The following is a 16,551-nucleotide window of genomic DNA, read 5'->3' on the forward strand; positions in this document are numbered from 1 at the left end:
CTAATTCCCAATTTGGTCTACCGATATGCCGGCGCATGCTCATAGCTACCATCGGGATAGACGATATAAATATCGACGGTACCAGATCCACCCTGCTGGACCATAGCCTTACTTCGGACATTTACTCCAAACGTTCCATCCTGACGGGCATAACCGTCATAGAGAACTTGGCTAGTATCTGCACCGCGGTTACGGTCAGCCTGTTCAATCAAGTCTGCTGCCGCCTGTCCATTCTGGATAACAGCAGTTTGGCTACTTGAACTAACCGCATTATCTGATTCAGTTGCGCTCAGCTCACTACTAGCCTTAGTTTGCTCAGGCTCACTAGCCGACTGCCCCTTGTCTTCCTGTGTGGCCTTTTTATCCTTTTGCTTCTCAGCCTTGCTTGATGTAGTTTGCTCAGCCTGCTTTTGTTCTTTGGCTGATTCTTGTTGATGGCTGCCCAACTGCCAGCCTAAACTAAGGCCCAGTCCCACTAACACCACCATAACTAACCCATATTTCCACCATGTCTTCTTCACTTTAGCTACTCCCCTTATCAAACCTATTATATTCACATTAATTTTATCATACTATCGCGGATATACAGCGGAAAGGCCTAGACTTTCCTAGCTAATTAAAAGAGCCCCTCCTAAGAGGGGCTCTTTATTTATTAGTAATCAGTTTTGACAGGAAATAGGCGGGCCAAGGAATCACAGAGGTAAGCCTCCATTTCTTCCCGAGTTAACCAGTCAGGAACGGCCATCCAATAAAACACCGTATCCACCATGGCACTTACAAAAAAAGTGTTTTCAAACCATCGGTGTCGTTCCTGGGTTTGGATACCCAAAATCTGACAAACCGCCTGGGTTAATTGTGCTTTTAACTCTTTCAAAAAGGTCTCATCCCGTTCAGCCAAGGTTAATAAGGCTGTCCGGTAGTTTTCCATAAAGGTAAAGGTTTCATGAATAATGTAGGGGTGATCAAACTTTCCTCGTTCATCATCAGCCCCCGCCTGTAATATCGCCACAATATCCGCAATTAATTCTGCTTCAACTTGCTTTACTAAGTCTTCTACATCCCGATAATAGCGATAGAAAGTCGAACGGCCGACATTGGCCGTCTCTGTAATTTCAGTCACCGAAATATCCTTCATGTCTTGCGCTGCTAATAAGGACAACAGGGCCTGTTTTAGGAGGTCCTTCGTCCGCTCAATTCGCCGATCCATCGTTCACCTAAACTTTCTAGGGCTGATTCATAGTCACCCTTACTTACTTTCTATTTTTTCATTATACCTTATTTCGTCAACTAAACCCTTGCCGTAACAAAACAATCATTAACTTGTGACCTTTATAAAAAAAGGTGTAACCACTATTCATGATTACACCATCTTTTATAAAACTTATTCAGTCAATCCACATCTACCTATGCTTTAACATCATATTCGGCAAAGAACTCAGGCAAAGGCTTTAAATCTTGTCCATCATAGTCAGCAAAGAATTCTGCTACCGACTTAACGGGCTTTTGATCCCCATTTGAGTTGTAACTTGGGTCAACAGTCTCGACAAAGTGGCCGTTTTCTTGCTTCAACTGTAACTCTTCAACTGGCAAACCACGGTCAGCGCTGATCTTAGCATCAATTAAGAAAGGTTGACCAGCATTGGTGACTTCAACTGCCTTGGCAAAGGCGGCTGGTAAGTCGCTTGGCTTAGTTACCGTTACTGAGTCGACGCCCATGCCCTTAGCAATCATGGCAAAGTCCTGACCGGCCAGGTTGATACCTGAATGATGGTCAATTGGCAAATCATCTTGCTCACTCTTGATAAAGTTTAACGTTTCATTTGATGTCACTACATTAATGATGCCAAGACCGTACTTCTTTTCAGTTAACAGGTCTTGCATCACCATTGAAAAGGCGCCATCACCAGCAATATTAAAGACTTGATGGTCTGGGAAGCTTAACTTAGCGGCTATTGCACCTGGAATACCGGATCCCATTGAGGCAAAGAGAGCGGAAATCACCCACTTATTCTTAGGGGTTAACTTTAAGAAGCGGAAACTATTAATAATGTTATCACCAACATCAATGGAGTAAATAGCATCGTCCGTTGAAACAGCATTAATTTCTTTATAGATTGGCGCTACCTGCATAGGAACCTTATCCTGGTTTTCCAGCATCTTTAAGTATTCCTTCCAGTTTTGCATATCAGCCGCTGCTGCTTTGAAGTAAGGAGATGCTGGTACCGCTTCACTCCGGTCTAGCGCCTTTTCAACAAAGGAAGTGGCATCAGACCAAATACCAAGGTCCAAGAAATGATGACGGCCAAACTGTGCCTCATCGACATCGACCTGAACAAACTTAAAGTCATGGGTCTTATAAACTAACTTAGCAAATGGGAAATCGGCCCCAATCACAATGAGCAAATCTGCCACCGCCATAATTTCATCGGCAGCCTTAGAGGCAGCACGATTAGAAGTACCTAAATTACCCTCATAGTCATCTGGAATCAGCCCCTTGGCTAAGCCCGTCATCACCAGTGGAATTTGTAGTTTCTTGGATAACTCTACTAATTTTTCACCACCAGCCTTAATTCCACGGCCCACGTGAATGACCGGTCGCTTAGCTGCCTTAACCATGTCTAGGAATTGATCAACTTAGCATCAGCAGCTGCGGCCAAGGCCCCAACCTGCTCATGACGAATTTGAATATAATCAATCTTATCCTTTTGATTATCCAAGGCCGCCATCGTTGAATTAAAGGAACCACCAGGGTAACCATACACATGGTCAATGCCCCAAGCCTCTAAAACTTTCAACATTGCTACACTAGCTGGTACCGTCTTTTGTGTGTCAGTCATTGTTCTCCACCTTTCACATCTCAACAAATTAATTTTATTTGTTGCCTCGCGTCACTTTACTGGCCCGCGGTAACTTACAGAACATATTATAGCGCCATTTGAAAACGCTTACAATCACAAGGGGGTATTTTTTTGAAAGCGCTTCATAACGGGGGTTGTTAGTCTTGAAAGGAAGCTTTCCTCCTCTTTTTTTCACAAATGGTTACCGATTTCACAAAAAATCGCTATAAGGGGCTAAGGGAACTTAGCCCCTTATGATTAAACACTTCTCTGCCTATTCCATATTTGAATGGGCCGCCTTAGCACTTGCATTTGATGTATGGTCACGTCGGCTTAACTTTAAAGCTAAGACATCTAGGGTAATATGAACCGTTTGGTCAAATAGTGTACTCAAGAGCTGCATAGATTTAACTGAATTCTTAGCTTTGGTTGCTCCAGGGACAATAATGACCGCTGAACTAATTTTGGCCAGGGGCGAATCTCCTGTACTGGTTACCCCAATCACTGCCACCCCATTGTTAGCAGCCTTAGTTGCAGGTTCGACAACGCTACCTGTAGTTCCTGAACCAGAAACTGCGACCAAGACATCGCCGGGTGCAATCGAAGGCGTAATGGTTTCGCCAATGACATAGACAGTGTAGCCAATATGCATTAATCGCATGGCAAAGCCTTTGACCATTAAGCCAGACCTTCCGGCGCCTAAAACAAAAATACGCCGGTCTTTTTGAATAAGCTGTTCTGCTTGGTCTAATTGTTCTTCCTTAACCTTACCCATTACGCCGTTAATTTCGTCCATTACTTCTTGAATTAATGTCATTTCTTTGTTACCTCCTGAAATGTCTTAGCTGCTGCTACTGGATTAGGTTGGCCAACAATCTTACCGCCAACTATTGCCACCTCAGCAATGCCATCCGCCGTTAATTTTTTGACCTGTTCTAAAGTTACGCCACCTGCTACTGCAATATGGCGAATCGTTGGAAATTCTTGATGGAAGGCCTTCACCGCATCGGCCGCTTCAAATTGGCGGGCATTGTCATGGGAATGATGTAACCCAAAGGTTGCGTTAGTAAACGGCAATAATTGCTTAATTTGTTCCTTATTCGTATTGAGAAGATCAATAAAAATTTCCTTATCTGCCTCTTGGGCGACGTCATAGACGGCCTGAATTGTCGCCAAGTCGGCTGTCCCCATGACCGTCAATACATCTGCTTGGGCTGCATAGCCTTGCTTAAATTCATAGACACCTTCATCGATCGTCTTAATATCCATCACCAGTGTGGCATGGTTTAATTGCGCCTTGATGTCAGCTAAAGCAAACAGTCCATAATCTTTGATTAGCGAGGTTCCCAATTCAATGCGATCAACTAGCCCATCTAACTGACTAGCCAAAACTGTTGCCCGGGCTAAATCAACTCGATCAATTGCTACTTGTATTTTCATTATTATTTTTCTCCCATTTCTTCCTGTTCATAAAAGGCTGCTAACTCAGTTGGTGTTGGATAACCGTCATTATCCCCTGGTGTTTGGACTTGCAAGGCGCCAACGGCGTTACCACGAATGATGGCCTGATCTAAGGACGCACCTTCCAACAGGGCAGTAATCACCCCTAGTGCAAAACCATCACCCGCACCAACGGTATCAACTACCTGGTTTACAGTAAAACCAGGTACCGTCTTGACTTGGCCATCCTGCCACTTCACGTAAGCCCCTGCTGGACCCAACTTTACAATAACCGCCTCGGTCTTTGGACTCTGCAAATAGAAATCAGCAATCGTCTCCGGATTATCACTGCCAGTCAAAATCAACCCTTCGTTGATTCCCGGCATAACAATGTTTGCAGTCTGGGCAAAAGTATTAATATCAGTAATCATCCGTTCATCATCTTGCCACAAAGCCGGACGTAAATTTGGATCAAAGGTAATAAAAGTTCCCGCCTCCTGCAGCCGTTTTAAAAAGTGACGAAAGGCCTGGTTAGTCGTGGCCGAAAGGGCTGGAAATATACCCGACATATGTGCAATCTTAACCCCACTAAGATCTACCTGATCAATAAAGGCATCATCTAAGTAGGTGGCAGCCGAACCAGCCCGATAATTAAAGGTAGCCGGATCCCCCTGCGTCACAAGCTGTTTGAGTTGAAAACCAGTCCAGTGCTCAGGATCTTCAGCAATATAGTGGGTACTAACGCCATGCTCTAAAATGGTTTTTTTAGCGAACTGACCAAGTGGATCACTACCTAAGCGGCTAATATATTCAGCCGAATGGCCCAACCGCTGTACACCAATTGCGACGTTTAACTCAGCTCCCCCTAATAATTTAAAATAATCTCGCGTGTCAACCAAACTAGCATCCGGGTTAGTGGACATAAAGGTGACAACAGGCTCACCGATTGTTAAAAACTCACTCATGATTTTACTCCTTTAACTTAAAAGTGAATTAGCAAAACTGCTAACATGACATTAATAATGGATACCACCCACATCACTGGTACTCCTTCTTTCAACAGGGTCCGGCCATCAACCTTCATATACTCCATTCCCCAAACGTTCCAAGACTGGGTCAAATCAGTCGAAACGGCCAATAAACTAGGCACATACATTAGGGGAAGCAAAATGGCATCCGGAAAGAGGCCCGTGCTGGCTAAGACGGCCGCCGTCGCTGCGCCAGCCCCCCATACATGTAAGGGACCACGAAATAGAGCCAAGGGCGCTGCCAAACCTAAAATTAAAGCTAAGAGCCAAATATTATGAGGAATAATCGCCGTGAGTAAGCCTTCAAAACGGCTTGCATTAAGTTGAGCCGCACCGGCAAACATAATTAAGGCCATCAAAAACATAATCAAACCTGCAATATCACTAATCGCTTGTTGGATAGTGTCATTCAAAAAGGTGATAAAAGACTTCCAGTGTCTCATTTTACCAGTGACCAGCATGGCCAATAAGGTGGCTAGCAATAGTGACGGAATCGCATCCCACTTAAAAAGCAAATTAACAAGCACGGGCACCAAGGGAATCGCATAGGCCACGACTGGTAAGTGTGCCAACCCACCACCAATTTCTTGATCATCAGCTCCAATAATGGCTAGATTTTTAGCTGCTTGATGGGCATCAAACTGATGACGGTGGAAATACAAATACCCAATGACTGCCAATGTTTGCACTCCCATTGCCGCCATACCAAATATGAGGTAATCACCACTAAAACTAGCCGCTGGAAAGAACACCTTAATTTGATTGAATAAGACTGGATTTAAGTACATTGCACCACCAATCGTCATCAAAAAAGCAGTTAATGCAACCGGCCGTGGAATTCCTAAGGATAGCAAAATGGGTAATAAAATCACACCTATGGCAATGACTGAGCCAACACCGTAGGCGCTAGTAAAGATAAGAAGTGTTACCAAAACAACAAAGATAGCAGCCAACATGACATTTTTTTGACCCGCTTTGGCGGTACGAGCTGAAATAGCTGGTGCAATTCCGGAGTCAACTAACACCCGGCCAAACCAAGAACCAAAGATGATATACACAATCGTTGGTGCGTAGCCCAGCGCCGGTTCGGTAATGACTTTTTGAATAAAGGTGTCAAACGGTAACAACCCAATTAAGGACCATAAAAGGGCCATGATGAAAAAGCCAATCATCAAATTACCGCTCTTAAAGATGTAGACAATAAAGCCTACAAAAGTCAGCAGTAATAGGAGCGCAATAATAGTATTAAGCATGGCTCTGGTCCTTTCCTTCTGCAGTCAAAACTGCCACTTGTTGCGCCATAACCTCTTGATTAGGCATGGGGAATTCCAATGCAACATCCTTGTCATGTCCTAAAATACGATAAATTTGGCGCCAGTCGAAGAGACCCTGATTTAAATCTGTTGTCACGGCTAAACCAGCTGGTGTTTCTGCAACATTTTTTAAATGAATATAGTCGGTCCAAGGAGCCAACAACTTCGCACTTGCAACTGCATCTCCCTTTGTATAGGCCCAATTACCTAAGTCATAAACATAGCCGATTTTAAGGTCTTCCTTCTGGGCAGCCCGCAAAAAGTTAGCAATCGGCTCAGCCTGCCCACTCGTTGCTGTTTGGTCATTTTCAATATTTAAAGCAATATCATCAGGCCAGTTGGCGAAAGCCGCTACCAAGTCCCCTTTAAAGTGGCTAAAGTCACCTAAGTTGAACTTAGCCTTACTAGCCCCAACCAGCTTAAGTTCAGCGATATAGGTTGGTAGTTCTGGGTTGAGCTGACCATCCACAAATAATTCATCCGGTATACTCATCGCCAGCGCTAACTGGTACTTGTTTGTAGCTTCACGAATTTTTGGCAGCTCTGCTTGTCTATCTTGCAGATACTCACGTCGAATTTCGATTCCACTTGCACCCAAGTGTGCAACCAACGGTACTAGTTCGGCCTGCTGCCTACCAGCTTTTATCTGGTCTAAAAAGACCCATGTATTTAAAAATAATTTAGCCATAATATTTCTCCTAGGTATAATGCCTACTTTTCGTCAAAATTAAAGATTAACCCTCCATATAAGATTACCCAGTTCAGTGCCAAAAATTCCAACCTAGCTCATCCCTTAGGTTGTGTTTTAGGAAAATAAAGGAAAGCGCTTAACCTTTCGTGAAAATAATAACACCTCAGCGAGGTGTTTGTACAGTTATTTTTAACTAAAGGTGGCGGGAATGACAATTTTTTTAGCATCTCCCTGATCACTTACCCCATCAGCAGTCAATTTAGCGACTAACAATTCGGCCGCTGTCGCTCCCATGAGAAAAGGATCTTGTTCAATTAATCGAACATGGGGGTCTAAATCACGGGCTAGTTTAGTATCAGAAAAACCAGTCAGCTGTAAATCTTCACTCAGGGCCTGTTTGCGAACGAAAAAGGGCATGATATCCAACATCAACCGTTCCTTGAAAAAGAAAACCAATGTTTTTTTACCCTGCTGGTGCACATCAGCAACCAGTTGCGTTACTAATAGTTCACTACGTACATGGTTGGCATCAACTTCTAATAAGGTTACGTCTGCATAGACCGATTGAACGCCTGCAAAACGTTCCTTACGGGTTGATACCTTGGCTAACGGTTCTGAAATAACAATGACCGATTCAACGCCATGGGCTTGGTAATATAGGGCTACATCACGCGCAGCCACATAATTATCAGTCACGACGGTATCGTAAATCGTTTCATCTAGATCACGGTCTACCAAGACCACTGGTAAATTACGGGTTAAGGCAGTCTGCATCTGTTGGCTACTGGCCGTGAGTGGCTGCATAATTAAACCGTCAAAGTTCTGGCGACCAATCGTAGTTAACTGCCGCTGTTCATAATCTATATCCGCATTAGCATCAAAGAGCACGCCCGTATAGTGGGCTGTCTCTAAGATTGACACAGCCCCTTTAAAAAATTCAGTCGAAAAGTAATCATCCACATCAGCAGCCATCACTGCGATTAAACCACTATGCTGGGTCATTAATTGCACCGCAGAAGCATTTGGAATGTAGTTCAGCTCTTCAATAATCGCCTGAATACGGGCTGCTGTCTTGTCAGACATTTTTTCTAAATGTCCATGTAAAAAACGTGATACCGTCGCAATGCTTACGCCGGCCCGCTCGGCAATATCATTAATATTCACTTTTTTTGATTCTGCCATCTTGCACTACCCCTTTTTCTGCATCCCATATCACCACGAAGTTATTGGACAATCTCATGTTGTGGATCTCTTAAATTAACCAACCAAGCTAACACTAATACGACGATGACTAAGGCATAAATATGATGGTATGCCTGCAAGACCATTTGCGATAAGAGGGTCTGAACCTGACTAGTGAAATGACCAGCGCCATCCACAAATTGGTTTAACATCGCCAAATGAATTTGCGGATAGTGCTTCACCTGCAAGCCAACTGATAGATTGAAAATCAGCCCGTAGCTCCCCGTTAGAATTGTTTGCCCTAAGGTTCGTCCCAAGGTTAACATCGATGAAGCCATTCCAATTCGCTGATTGCCTACGATTTGTTGTGAAACCACTGTATTAGCTGTAATCACTAACCCGACTCCGGCCCCAGAGATACCGGCAACGAGATAAAAGTACCATATTGGTAACTGTTCTACCAGTGCTAGTGGCAAATATGCAACCATTAAAATAATGATGGCAACCATGCTAATGTACTTGGGGGCAAAACGGCGTAACAAGCCGCCCACTAAAAAGGAACTTACTAACCACATAATGGGGCCTGGAGTTACCACTAAGCCTGCTAAGGCAGCCGGTAAGTGATAAATGGCTTGCAACCAGGCTGGAAAGTAGACCTGAAAACCAAATTGAACCCCACTCAATAATAACGCCGTCAGGATTTGAATACTAAAGGTTTGATTTTTAAAAATTGTTAAGTCAATAATCGGATTAGCAACCTGCCGTTCAACCTGTAAAAAGGACCAGGCACTTAGTATGCAGACCAACAAAAGCAAACTTTCTGCAACCCAATTTACCCTTTGTGCGCCCAATGCTTGAAAGGCTAATAACAAACTAATTAAAAAGAGTGCTAATAAACTGGACCCTTTCAGGTCAAAAACAAAAGTTCCAGCTTGATTAGCCGGTTTCGTTTCCCGATAAAAGCTTAGTATGAGTATTAAAACTACCAGCCCTAGTGGAACATTAATAAAAAAGATCCAGTGCCAATTAAATTGATCAACCAAAAAGCCACCTAACATTGGCCCAACCAAGGCTGAGATTCCCCAAGCGGTATTATTAAAGGCCAACATCTTGGCCCGCTGCTGATTAGAAAACATATCCGCAATTAAGGTATTCGTAATGGGCATAATGGCCCCTGCTCCTAAGCCTTGGACTGTCCGAGCCATAATCAAGGTGATCATGTTTGGTGCTAGACCACATAAAAGTGATCCACCAGTAAAGAAAACTAAACCAGCAATAAAAACCGGCTTTCTTCCCAATTGATCGGCTAACTTACCATAAATTGGGGTTGTAATGGCCGTTGCCAGCAGGTAAGCCGTAAAGACCCAGCTTTGCATAGCAATCCCGTTTAAGTCACCGATAATCGTTGGCAGGGCCGTCGTCACCACCGTAATCTCCACTGATGACATAAACGTCGCCATAAAGATGGCCACTAACACCCATTTTCGCTGCTGCTCAGACATCTCTTGTTCCACACTCCTTTAATCAATTTTGTATATAACTGAATGAACGTTCGTTTATAAATACCGAATTAGGGCTAATGCCGCCATGCCCACTAAAACGACGGCTAGCAAACTTTTAGTCATGACGGCAGTGACAACGGCCGGAAACGTTGCCAAAAGATAATCGACATTCACTGTTGGTACTTGCCCCAGATGCTGAATGAATAAATTATCAAACCATAAGGCTGACATACTGACAATAGGCACAAAACTCAGATACTCCAAGACAATTTTTGGTAACCGTATTTTTTTCAGGACCGCAAAAGGCAAGACCCGTGATAACCAGGTCACCAACCCCGTTCCAAAAATAGTTAAAATCACGCGACTAGTTTCTGACATGTTTTAATAGCACTCCTATTCCACAAGCAAGCAAGGTTACGACTAAGACGACAAAATTTTTTGGAATAAAAATCAGGGCGCCATAAACTAAGACCAAGGTCAGACCAATCATCACCAACTGCAGTCCGTAACCTAATTGGCGATCTGAAATAAGTTGGAGATAAACAAGGCCAATAAACATTGCCACCAAGGCAAAATCTAAGCCCAGTGCTTCTGGATGACGAATTGTTGTACCTAACCAGGCACCCAGCCCGGAAGCCCCCGCCCAAATGCCATACGAAATTAGATTTACCGTATTCAACCACTCAAAGGATAATTGGCCCTGAGTGTAATTGACTTTATTCATTGCTAAAGCATAGCTTTCATCGGTCAGCAAGCTAGCGAGCACGATATTTTTCATGGTACTTTCTTTTTTAAAATATTGAGCAACGGACATACTCATCAAAATGAAACGCGAATTGATCAAAAAAACCGCTAATATGATTGATAAGATGGAGCTTCCACCTGCCAACATACTCACTGCCACAAACTGTGCGGACCCAGCATAGGTGATGAGTGACATTAAGACAACCAACCCTAAGGATAAGCCAGCGGCATGTCCTAGGACACCAAAAGCGATGCCAATCCCAATATAACCAAACACGGTTGGTAATGTTTCACGAAGTGCAACTGATTTAGTTAACGCTGTATTCATCGCCTTCCCCCTTATCATTAATAAAAATACCCAAGGTCCGCCATCTACAGGCGTTTTGGGTATTTGGAACCAGCTGGAACTTATTTAGGTAAAATATCAATAATCTTTTGAACCCGTTCACGACCATAACGATTAAAGATATCGGTCATCTTGATGGTCTCCGCTGACTTGTATTGCTTAGTTTCCTCATCATAACTAGAGAACTCTACGTCCGTCGCATTGTACTTTATTCCAATTTTCTTATTACCATCAAATCCAGATAGCTCCTGCGTATAATGTTGACTATTTTCTTCAGGCTTTAAACTAACCAACCGCAACTTACCATGGAAATTGGCCGTATCAAAACTACCTTGCGTGACATTCAATAAGACCATGGCCGCAGCAACCTTAGGATTCATCTGCATCATAGCCACTGGTTTACGAATATTCACTAAATTCTGGAATTCGCGGAACTTATCCGTGTCACCATACTGTTGGTACAGTTCGACTAGGGAAGCCTTAATTAAATTGATATTACTTTTATCATTTAGACTCTTAAAACTTTGCGTATCATGGCCTAAGAAGACATAAATCGTATTGCCACTAATGGTAGCATACATTTTAGGGCCATAACTTGCATCTAGTCCATAAGTTCGCGTACCTTCAGGTGCATCCGTTACAACCTGATTATTTAGTAGGGTCGCATTAACTGTAGTCACAGCGCCGTCTTGCATGCCACCTGGCAACTGTTGAATGGTATGCAAATTATTCAACAATTCATCAGCAGACTTAGAAGAAATATTCGCAACTGCGGGTTGCAGTAAGGCTAGCGCAATCTTTTGTTGATCATTCAATCGTGCCACCGCCTGAGTTGCCATCTGAGTTGATTGTAATTGCTGCGCATCAGTAGCCGCTTGCTGTTGCTGCACATAATTACTGATACTCCGCTGATGTGATACATAGGCCGTGATAAAAATTCCCAAAATTAAAACAGCGCTCCCTAAAGCTAAAGCTAGTTTCTCACTACTTTTCATTTCTTGATCCCTCTTTAACCATTTATCTTAATCTACTTGGTGTAATGACGCTATTTTTTCAAGGCATAGTTTATAGTCGGCCCAAAAAAGCGTCCAAACAGTCCTAATGTCTAGTATATAACACTTGAACTAACAATGGGTTCATTACCATAGTATGCATACGTATAATTCGCTCCCCATTTCAATCTTCACGCTAAAGTGACTTGTACCATTAAACAGAGAACACCTGTTTTTATCTTTATGCCATTCTCTTCCCGCTATGCGTTATACGCTACTGACCTCTAATATGTCAAATCTCATCATATCTTTAACTAAAATGGACAAGCTCATATTAACATATATGGTTAATAAAATTATCATCTAATAAAGCTTATTGGTCGCTATTCAGCTCTGAAAAATGATATAATGCTAAGAAAATAATTAAAGATTGAAAGGGCTAATTATGGATTGGAAACAAGATAGAATAGGTTCCGCTTTAAAAGGGCGTAACCCAATGGTTATAGCAGAATTAAATCATAGCTTTGTTGCCCTAGGTGACACCCAATTTTTACCCGGTTACTGTGTCTTGCTGCCTAAACATCATGTCAGGTCATTAAACGAACTCACACTACCTGAACGTGCCCATTTCTTAACCGAAATGAGTATTGTTGGTGACGCAATATTAAGTGTTTGCCATCCATTACGAATTAATTATGATATTTTAGGTAATACTGATAACTTCTTACATGCACATATTTTTCCACGTTACGTCAATGAACCGGCCCCAAGACGTATAATGCCTGTTTGGCTATATAGCAAGGACCATTGGACAAATAGTCAGTATGCTTATAGCGATGCAAAACATGCACATTTAAAAAAAGAACTATCCTTAAAAATTCAAGAACTTATCTCCTTAGGCAGGGCTACACCGCCTATCAATTAAATTGTAAATGTGAATTTTGCTCACTTCCTGTACCAACCACGTTTTTAATCGTACAAAAAAGATCCTATCCAACTCATAGATGCTCAATTAAACATAAAAAGGTGATTTAGCCATGACTACAAAGAAAAACCTATTTGAAGCCGTTAAAACAACCATTAACACTCATTACCCCATGAATTGGGGTGGTGCCGCAGGCGTCCTCCTAGCAGACGGATCCATTTTAACTAGCATCTCGCCCGAATTTGAAAACGCAACTTCATCTGTCTGCATGGAGCTGGGGAGTTATTTGGAGGCTGCTAAATTAAAAAAGACAGTTGTAGCGTCTCTATGCCTAATTCGAGAAGAGACTAACGCAGAATACAAGGTGCTTACCCCCTGCGGTGTTTGTCAGGAACGATTGCACTTGTGGGGGGACCAGGTAGAATGCGCCATTACTATTGACCCTTATAAAACTTATACAAAAGGTGAAGAAGTCTCCTACGCCACTTTAAAATCACTAACACCCTATCATTGGTTACATGCTTACCGTTCATAAAGTCGCCCACTCTATTTTCTTGGTTCCATAGGCTTCACATACCGGTAACTTTTTTATTAACTAAATTCACTACCAACAGCCATTCCCAAAGCAAAAACAACCAATAAAATTCCCATTAATGTTATTAGTCTCTGTTTTGTCGTAGCAGTTTGATGCTTTGGTTTAATCGTCACTAAACTATAAATAGTCAGCGCTGTTCCAATGATTGTAAATAATGTTATCCAGCTTCCAATACGCATAAAGCACCTCCAGTCACTCTTTCTAGTGTTTAAATCAATTTTTTGCCCTACTTTCTATCTGAATCGTATAAACAATCCCCATCAGTCTAGATAGTTGTTTATTAAGCGATGATTTAGCCCCCAACAACGGTAATAAGCTTAAAAAGGAAATTAATAAACCTACAATGATGACTGATTTATCAATATTGCCGGCTTGACCACTCATCCAATTCACAATAAATGGAAGCATTGAACTCAGTGTAACTACCGCAGCCAATCCGGAAAAGGCAGTGACAATCACTAGCATTTTATCAGACAACTTCAAATTTACGTTGCTTTGCTGATATCGTATTTCTTCACTAATAAATTGAACTACTGAAATGTCCTCTTTTTTCAGCATGATATATATATTTTCATTGGCTTCGTTAGTTTTTTTTATGAATAACTTCTTGTTTTTTTGCATCTTTTTTAGATTTAAAATGATGGCCAAAATACAGATGATTTCCAATGCTAACCGCCTACCTATCGTGGTTATAGTAGTTATCTTCATTTCATGATTAGAGATAAGCTCTGTAAGTGGACTCGCTAACTGCCAGATATCAAAAAGTGTAAGGACGATTACCATATAACCTAATAGAACTAATGGAAGATACAAGTAAGGTGGTGCTGGACTTTTTATTGTATTGTACTCCGCTAAACAACGATATAGCAATTCACTATATCCCAAGTTGTAGCGCTGATATTTAAATTCTTCAATCTTTTTTGAAAAATATTTTATCTTTAATACCAAGTAATAATACTGTCCATACCACCTACATGTTCTCAACAGCGATGATAGACCGCCTTTACCATCCATTCCAACTTTTTCACTGATTATTTTTTCAAGCTCCGCTCCTATTTTTTTATACTCATATTCATAAGAAGCGCTTTTATTCTTCAGAGTTTTTAACGGTTTATCATTTAAATTTCCCATTTTTAAATCCCCCGTTATTCCCGTCGCCGACAGTATTCTTGGACTTTAGACCCACATCACTGATAACTTTTATTGCTGGATCAAATTCAAGATGAGGTAGGGCTCACCAGGTAACACGACAAGCCTGGTAATGTTTCATTCATTTTACTTCACTTCTATATTTTAGAGCTAAATAAATCCCACTAGCAAAGCAAGCAATACCATACTTTAACATAAAGAATTGATTTACTAAATATTCGCGTGGAAAGATTATGTCACACAAGATAATGGCAATCAACATGACATACGCAGCTTTCAAATTAATTAATAGCGTTCGCTCGTCACTCCGACCAATTTTTAGACAAAAATAAAGCAAAAAAATAATACTAAGAATACAAAAAAAAAAAGTAATACCTATGAGTTGATTGTAATTTCCAATTGATTGTTCAGACCACTCCTTTATTGAATAAAAGAAAGATCCTGGTACACTGCTCAAACTTTTAGTTGTCATTTGCTTTCCCTTCCATTTTATATGAAAAAATGTCTGTTATATCAACATGAAAAAAAGACGCAATCCTAAATGCCAGTAACAGAGTTGGAACATAATTTCCCTTCTCCATCACAAATATCGTTTGTTTAGAAACGCCTACTTTCTCTGCTAATTCCTTTTGTGATAAATGTGCCAAAACTCGAAATTCATATACTTTATTGTCAATCACATCGCCAAAATTCTTTTTCATAGCCTACCCCCTTTTCTAAGTATAACAATATTGTACTTAAAGTAAAGTTTACTTATACGAACAGGCACACAATACCTGCTTAGCCAGTCAACCCCCAAAAATTTTATACCCTAAATTTGGCAAAATTAAAAAACCGCTATCCTAACTGAGGATAACGGAATCACTGTCGTCTTTAACCCATTGATTCAAACGAGCCAACTACATTAAAAACTACACTGGTAAAAACAGCTTATTTTTCTTATTTCACATTACTACCGTAACAGCTAAGAGAATCATAGATGCTACCCCTAAGCTTAACAAGACTAGGCTGCTATAGCGGAGCATCTTATACTCTGTCCTAATGCCTGAACTAGTACTCCAATAGGTTAGCATTGAACTAAAGATAAACAACGACATAGGTAGATATAACCGCGCACTGTTTGTCACCCAACTCCATATACCCAAGAGAACATTCAAGCTCAACAATAAGATGATTGCCCTTTTATTCATATCCCTACCTCTTTAAGCAATACATAGTAAATTGAAAATGCAAGTCATAGCTATAACTAATAGCAGGTCTACTATCTTATAAAGCAATTAGATTATTTTTCATTTCTCATCTGTAAATACTTCTTCACATCTACAATCAATGTAAATGCCCCAGCTACTAAACTAAACAGCACAATAAAGCCAATATTATGGAACAAACTTAACTGGGTAACTATATTTACAACTATTAGTGCAATCACTACGGCTGAAACCTCTTTAAGATACCTGAGTCCCCAAAATTTTGGTCGATGTTTTATTTCTGACCATTCACTTTTTAACACGTTACTCGCCCCTCTATTTAATCCTACAAACTATCGTTTCCTGTCTTTTTGTAAAAGCTGTGTTCTCACTTGGCTTATGGTACATACTGGACCTAGAATCAAAAGGTAAAACACAGTCGTACTCATATCAGTAAAACGGTTAAAGAACACTCCAATAAGGCACATAGTTAGCACCATGACAACCTCACAAATTAGTAGCTGCATTATCCAGTACCTGGGCCGTCGCTTTATTTCTTTCATAATCTTTTTAAACATGCAATGCTTTCTCCCATTCACTATTATTGCTTCTTAATCTCA

Annotated in this window: 18 protein-coding genes and 1 pseudogene; 2 read left to right on the top strand and 17 right to left on the bottom strand. The window is 41.3% G+C overall.

The window, feature by feature from the left end; all coding sequences use genetic code 11:
• Positions 1-17 precede the first annotated feature (17 nt).
• The 13 genes and pseudogenes from G414_RS0101160 to G414_RS0101220 form a co-directional block, all read right to left on the bottom strand.
• Positions 18-521, bottom strand: coding sequence for a hypothetical protein (locus G414_RS0101160; protein ID WP_022791034.1), 504 nt, complete (start codon positions 519-521; stop codon positions 18-20).
• Between the two features lie 131 nt (positions 522-652).
• Complete coding sequence (locus G414_RS07470; RefSeq protein ID WP_022791035.1) at positions 653-1,207, bottom strand: TetR/AcrR family transcriptional regulator; 555 nt, start codon at positions 1,205-1,207, stop codon at positions 653-655.
• Between the two features lie 197 nt (positions 1,208-1,404).
• Positions 1,405-2,837 (bottom strand): annotated as a pseudogene (locus tag G414_RS07075) (thiamine pyrophosphate-dependent enzyme).
• Between the two features lie 274 nt (positions 2,838-3,111).
• Positions 3,112-3,654 (bottom strand): 6-phospho-3-hexuloisomerase, encoded by a 543-nt coding sequence (gene hxlB / locus G414_RS0101175; RefSeq protein ID WP_022791036.1) that lies wholly within the window; start codon positions 3,652-3,654, stop codon positions 3,112-3,114.
• A complete protein-coding gene (locus G414_RS0101180) occupies positions 3,651-4,277 on the bottom strand; it encodes an orotidine 5'-phosphate decarboxylase / HUMPS family protein (RefSeq protein ID WP_022791037.1) in 627 nt (208 codons plus the stop codon). Before G414_RS0101180 ends, hxlB begins: the two co-directional genes overlap by 4 nt.
• Positions 4,278-4,279: 2 nt before the next feature.
• Positions 4,280-5,242, bottom strand: a complete 963-nt coding sequence (locus G414_RS0101185) for a sugar kinase (RefSeq protein ID WP_022791038.1) — start codon at positions 5,240-5,242, stop codon at positions 4,280-4,282.
• A gap of 17 nt (positions 5,243-5,259) precedes the next feature.
• A complete protein-coding gene (locus tag G414_RS0101190; protein ID WP_022791039.1) occupies positions 5,260-6,558 on the bottom strand; it encodes a hypothetical protein in 1,299 nt (432 codons plus the stop codon).
• On the bottom strand, positions 6,551-7,306 hold the full coding sequence (locus G414_RS0101195; protein WP_022791040.1) for a sugar phosphate isomerase/epimerase family protein: 756 nt from the start codon (positions 7,304-7,306) through the stop codon (positions 6,551-6,553). The genes G414_RS0101190 and G414_RS0101195 overlap by 8 nt, the downstream gene beginning before the upstream one ends.
• 192 nt (positions 7,307-7,498) lie before the next feature.
• Positions 7,499-8,491, bottom strand: coding sequence for a LacI family DNA-binding transcriptional regulator (locus tag G414_RS0101200; protein ID WP_022791041.1), 993 nt, complete (start codon positions 8,489-8,491; stop codon positions 7,499-7,501).
• 41 nt (positions 8,492-8,532) lie between these two features.
• Positions 8,533-9,993 carry an MFS transporter gene (locus G414_RS0101205; RefSeq protein WP_022791042.1) on the bottom strand — a complete coding sequence of 487 codons (1,461 nt, stop codon included), beginning with the start codon at positions 9,991-9,993 and terminating at the stop codon, positions 8,533-8,535.
• A 54-nt stretch (positions 9,994-10,047) separates the two neighbouring features.
• The gene (locus G414_RS0101210; RefSeq protein ID WP_022791043.1) at positions 10,048-10,371 is read right to left on the bottom strand and encodes an AzlD domain-containing protein; all 324 of its coding nucleotides are present in this window, start codon (positions 10,369-10,371) and stop codon (positions 10,048-10,050) included.
• The gene (locus G414_RS0101215) at positions 10,358-11,065 is read right to left on the bottom strand and encodes an AzlC family ABC transporter permease (RefSeq protein ID WP_022791044.1); all 708 of its coding nucleotides are present in this window, start codon (positions 11,063-11,065) and stop codon (positions 10,358-10,360) included. The genes G414_RS0101210 and G414_RS0101215 overlap by 14 nt, the downstream gene beginning before the upstream one ends.
• 80 nt (positions 11,066-11,145) lie before the next feature.
• Entirely contained in the window at positions 11,146-12,078 is a 933-nt protein-coding gene (locus G414_RS0101220; protein ID WP_022791045.1) for a hypothetical protein, read from the bottom strand.
• Positions 12,079-12,520: 442 nt separating this feature from the next.
• On the opposite strand from G414_RS0101220, the gene G414_RS0101225 reads away from it, so the two are divergent.
• Positions 12,521-13,000: an HIT family protein gene (locus G414_RS0101225; RefSeq protein ID WP_022791046.1), complete on the top strand. Its 480-nt coding sequence runs from the start codon at positions 12,521-12,523 to the stop codon at positions 12,998-13,000.
• Between the two features lie 112 nt (positions 13,001-13,112).
• Positions 13,113-13,535 carry a cytidine deaminase gene (locus tag G414_RS0101230; protein WP_022791047.1) on the top strand — a complete coding sequence of 141 codons (423 nt, stop codon included), beginning with the start codon at positions 13,113-13,115 and terminating at the stop codon, positions 13,533-13,535.
• Between the two features lie 56 nt (positions 13,536-13,591).
• On the opposite strand, the gene G414_RS0101235 is transcribed toward G414_RS0101230, so the two are convergent.
• From G414_RS0101235 to G414_RS0101255, 4 genes are all read right to left on the bottom strand, one after another.
• A complete protein-coding gene (locus G414_RS0101235) occupies positions 13,592-13,774 on the bottom strand; it encodes a hypothetical protein (protein ID WP_022791048.1) in 183 nt (60 codons plus the stop codon).
• Between the two features lie 34 nt (positions 13,775-13,808).
• On the bottom strand, positions 13,809-14,726 hold the full coding sequence (locus tag G414_RS0101240; protein WP_022791049.1) for a hypothetical protein: 918 nt from the start codon (positions 14,724-14,726) through the stop codon (positions 13,809-13,811).
• Positions 14,727-15,205: 479 nt separating this feature from the next.
• Positions 15,206-15,445 carry a helix-turn-helix transcriptional regulator gene (locus G414_RS0101250; protein ID WP_022791051.1) on the bottom strand — a complete coding sequence of 80 codons (240 nt, stop codon included), beginning with the start codon at positions 15,443-15,445 and terminating at the stop codon, positions 15,206-15,208.
• A gap of 581 nt (positions 15,446-16,026) precedes the next feature.
• Positions 16,027-16,254, bottom strand: coding sequence for a hypothetical protein (locus tag G414_RS0101255; protein ID WP_022791053.1), 228 nt, complete (start codon positions 16,252-16,254; stop codon positions 16,027-16,029).
• Positions 16,255-16,551: the final 297 nt, after the last annotated feature.

The organism is Weissella halotolerans DSM 20190, assembly GCF_000420365.1.
In the GTDB taxonomy this organism is placed as follows: domain Bacteria; phylum Bacillota; class Bacilli; order Lactobacillales; family Lactobacillaceae; genus Weissella; species Weissella halotolerans.

Coding starts and splice junctions, on each gene's coding strand:
- G414_RS0101200 (WP_022791041.1), bottom strand. CDS start 8,491: ATGGCAGAATCAAAAAAAGTGAATATTAATGATATTGCCGAGCGGGCC.
- G414_RS0101215 (WP_022791044.1), bottom strand. CDS start 11,065: ATGAATACAGCGTTAACTAAATCAGTTGCACTTCGTGAAACATTACCA.
- G414_RS0101220 (WP_022791045.1), bottom strand. CDS start 12,078: ATGAAAAGTAGTGAGAAACTAGCTTTAGCTTTAGGGAGCGCTGTTTTA.
- G414_RS0101195 (WP_022791040.1), bottom strand. CDS start 7,306: ATGGCTAAATTATTTTTAAATACATGGGTCTTTTTAGACCAGATAAAA.
- G414_RS0101185 (WP_022791038.1), bottom strand. CDS start 5,242: ATGAGTGAGTTTTTAACAATCGGTGAGCCTGTTGTCACCTTTATGTCC.
- hxlB (WP_022791036.1), bottom strand. CDS start 3,654: ATGACATTAATTCAAGAAGTAATGGACGAAATTAACGGCGTAATGGGT.
- G414_RS0101240 (WP_022791049.1), bottom strand. CDS start 14,726: ATGGGAAATTTAAATGATAAACCGTTAAAAACTCTGAAGAATAAAAGC.
- G414_RS0101250 (WP_022791051.1), bottom strand. CDS start 15,445: ATGAAAAAGAATTTTGGCGATGTGATTGACAATAAAGTATATGAATTT.
- G414_RS0101230 (WP_022791047.1), top strand. CDS start 13,113: ATGACTACAAAGAAAAACCTATTTGAAGCCGTTAAAACAACCATTAAC.
- G414_RS0101180 (WP_022791037.1), bottom strand. CDS start 4,277: ATGAAAATACAAGTAGCAATTGATCGAGTTGATTTAGCCCGGGCAACA.
- G414_RS0101225 (WP_022791046.1), top strand. CDS start 12,521: ATGGATTGGAAACAAGATAGAATAGGTTCCGCTTTAAAAGGGCGTAAC.
- G414_RS0101190 (WP_022791039.1), bottom strand. CDS start 6,558: ATGCTTAATACTATTATTGCGCTCCTATTACTGCTGACTTTTGTAGGC.
- G414_RS0101210 (WP_022791043.1), bottom strand. CDS start 10,371: ATGTCAGAAACTAGTCGCGTGATTTTAACTATTTTTGGAACGGGGTTG.
- G414_RS0101205 (WP_022791042.1), bottom strand. CDS start 9,993: ATGTCTGAGCAGCAGCGAAAATGGGTGTTAGTGGCCATCTTTATGGCG.
- G414_RS07470 (WP_022791035.1), bottom strand. CDS start 1,207: ATGGATCGGCGAATTGAGCGGACGAAGGACCTCCTAAAACAGGCCCTG.
- G414_RS0101235 (WP_022791048.1), bottom strand. CDS start 13,774: ATGCGTATTGGAAGCTGGATAACATTATTTACAATCATTGGAACAGCG.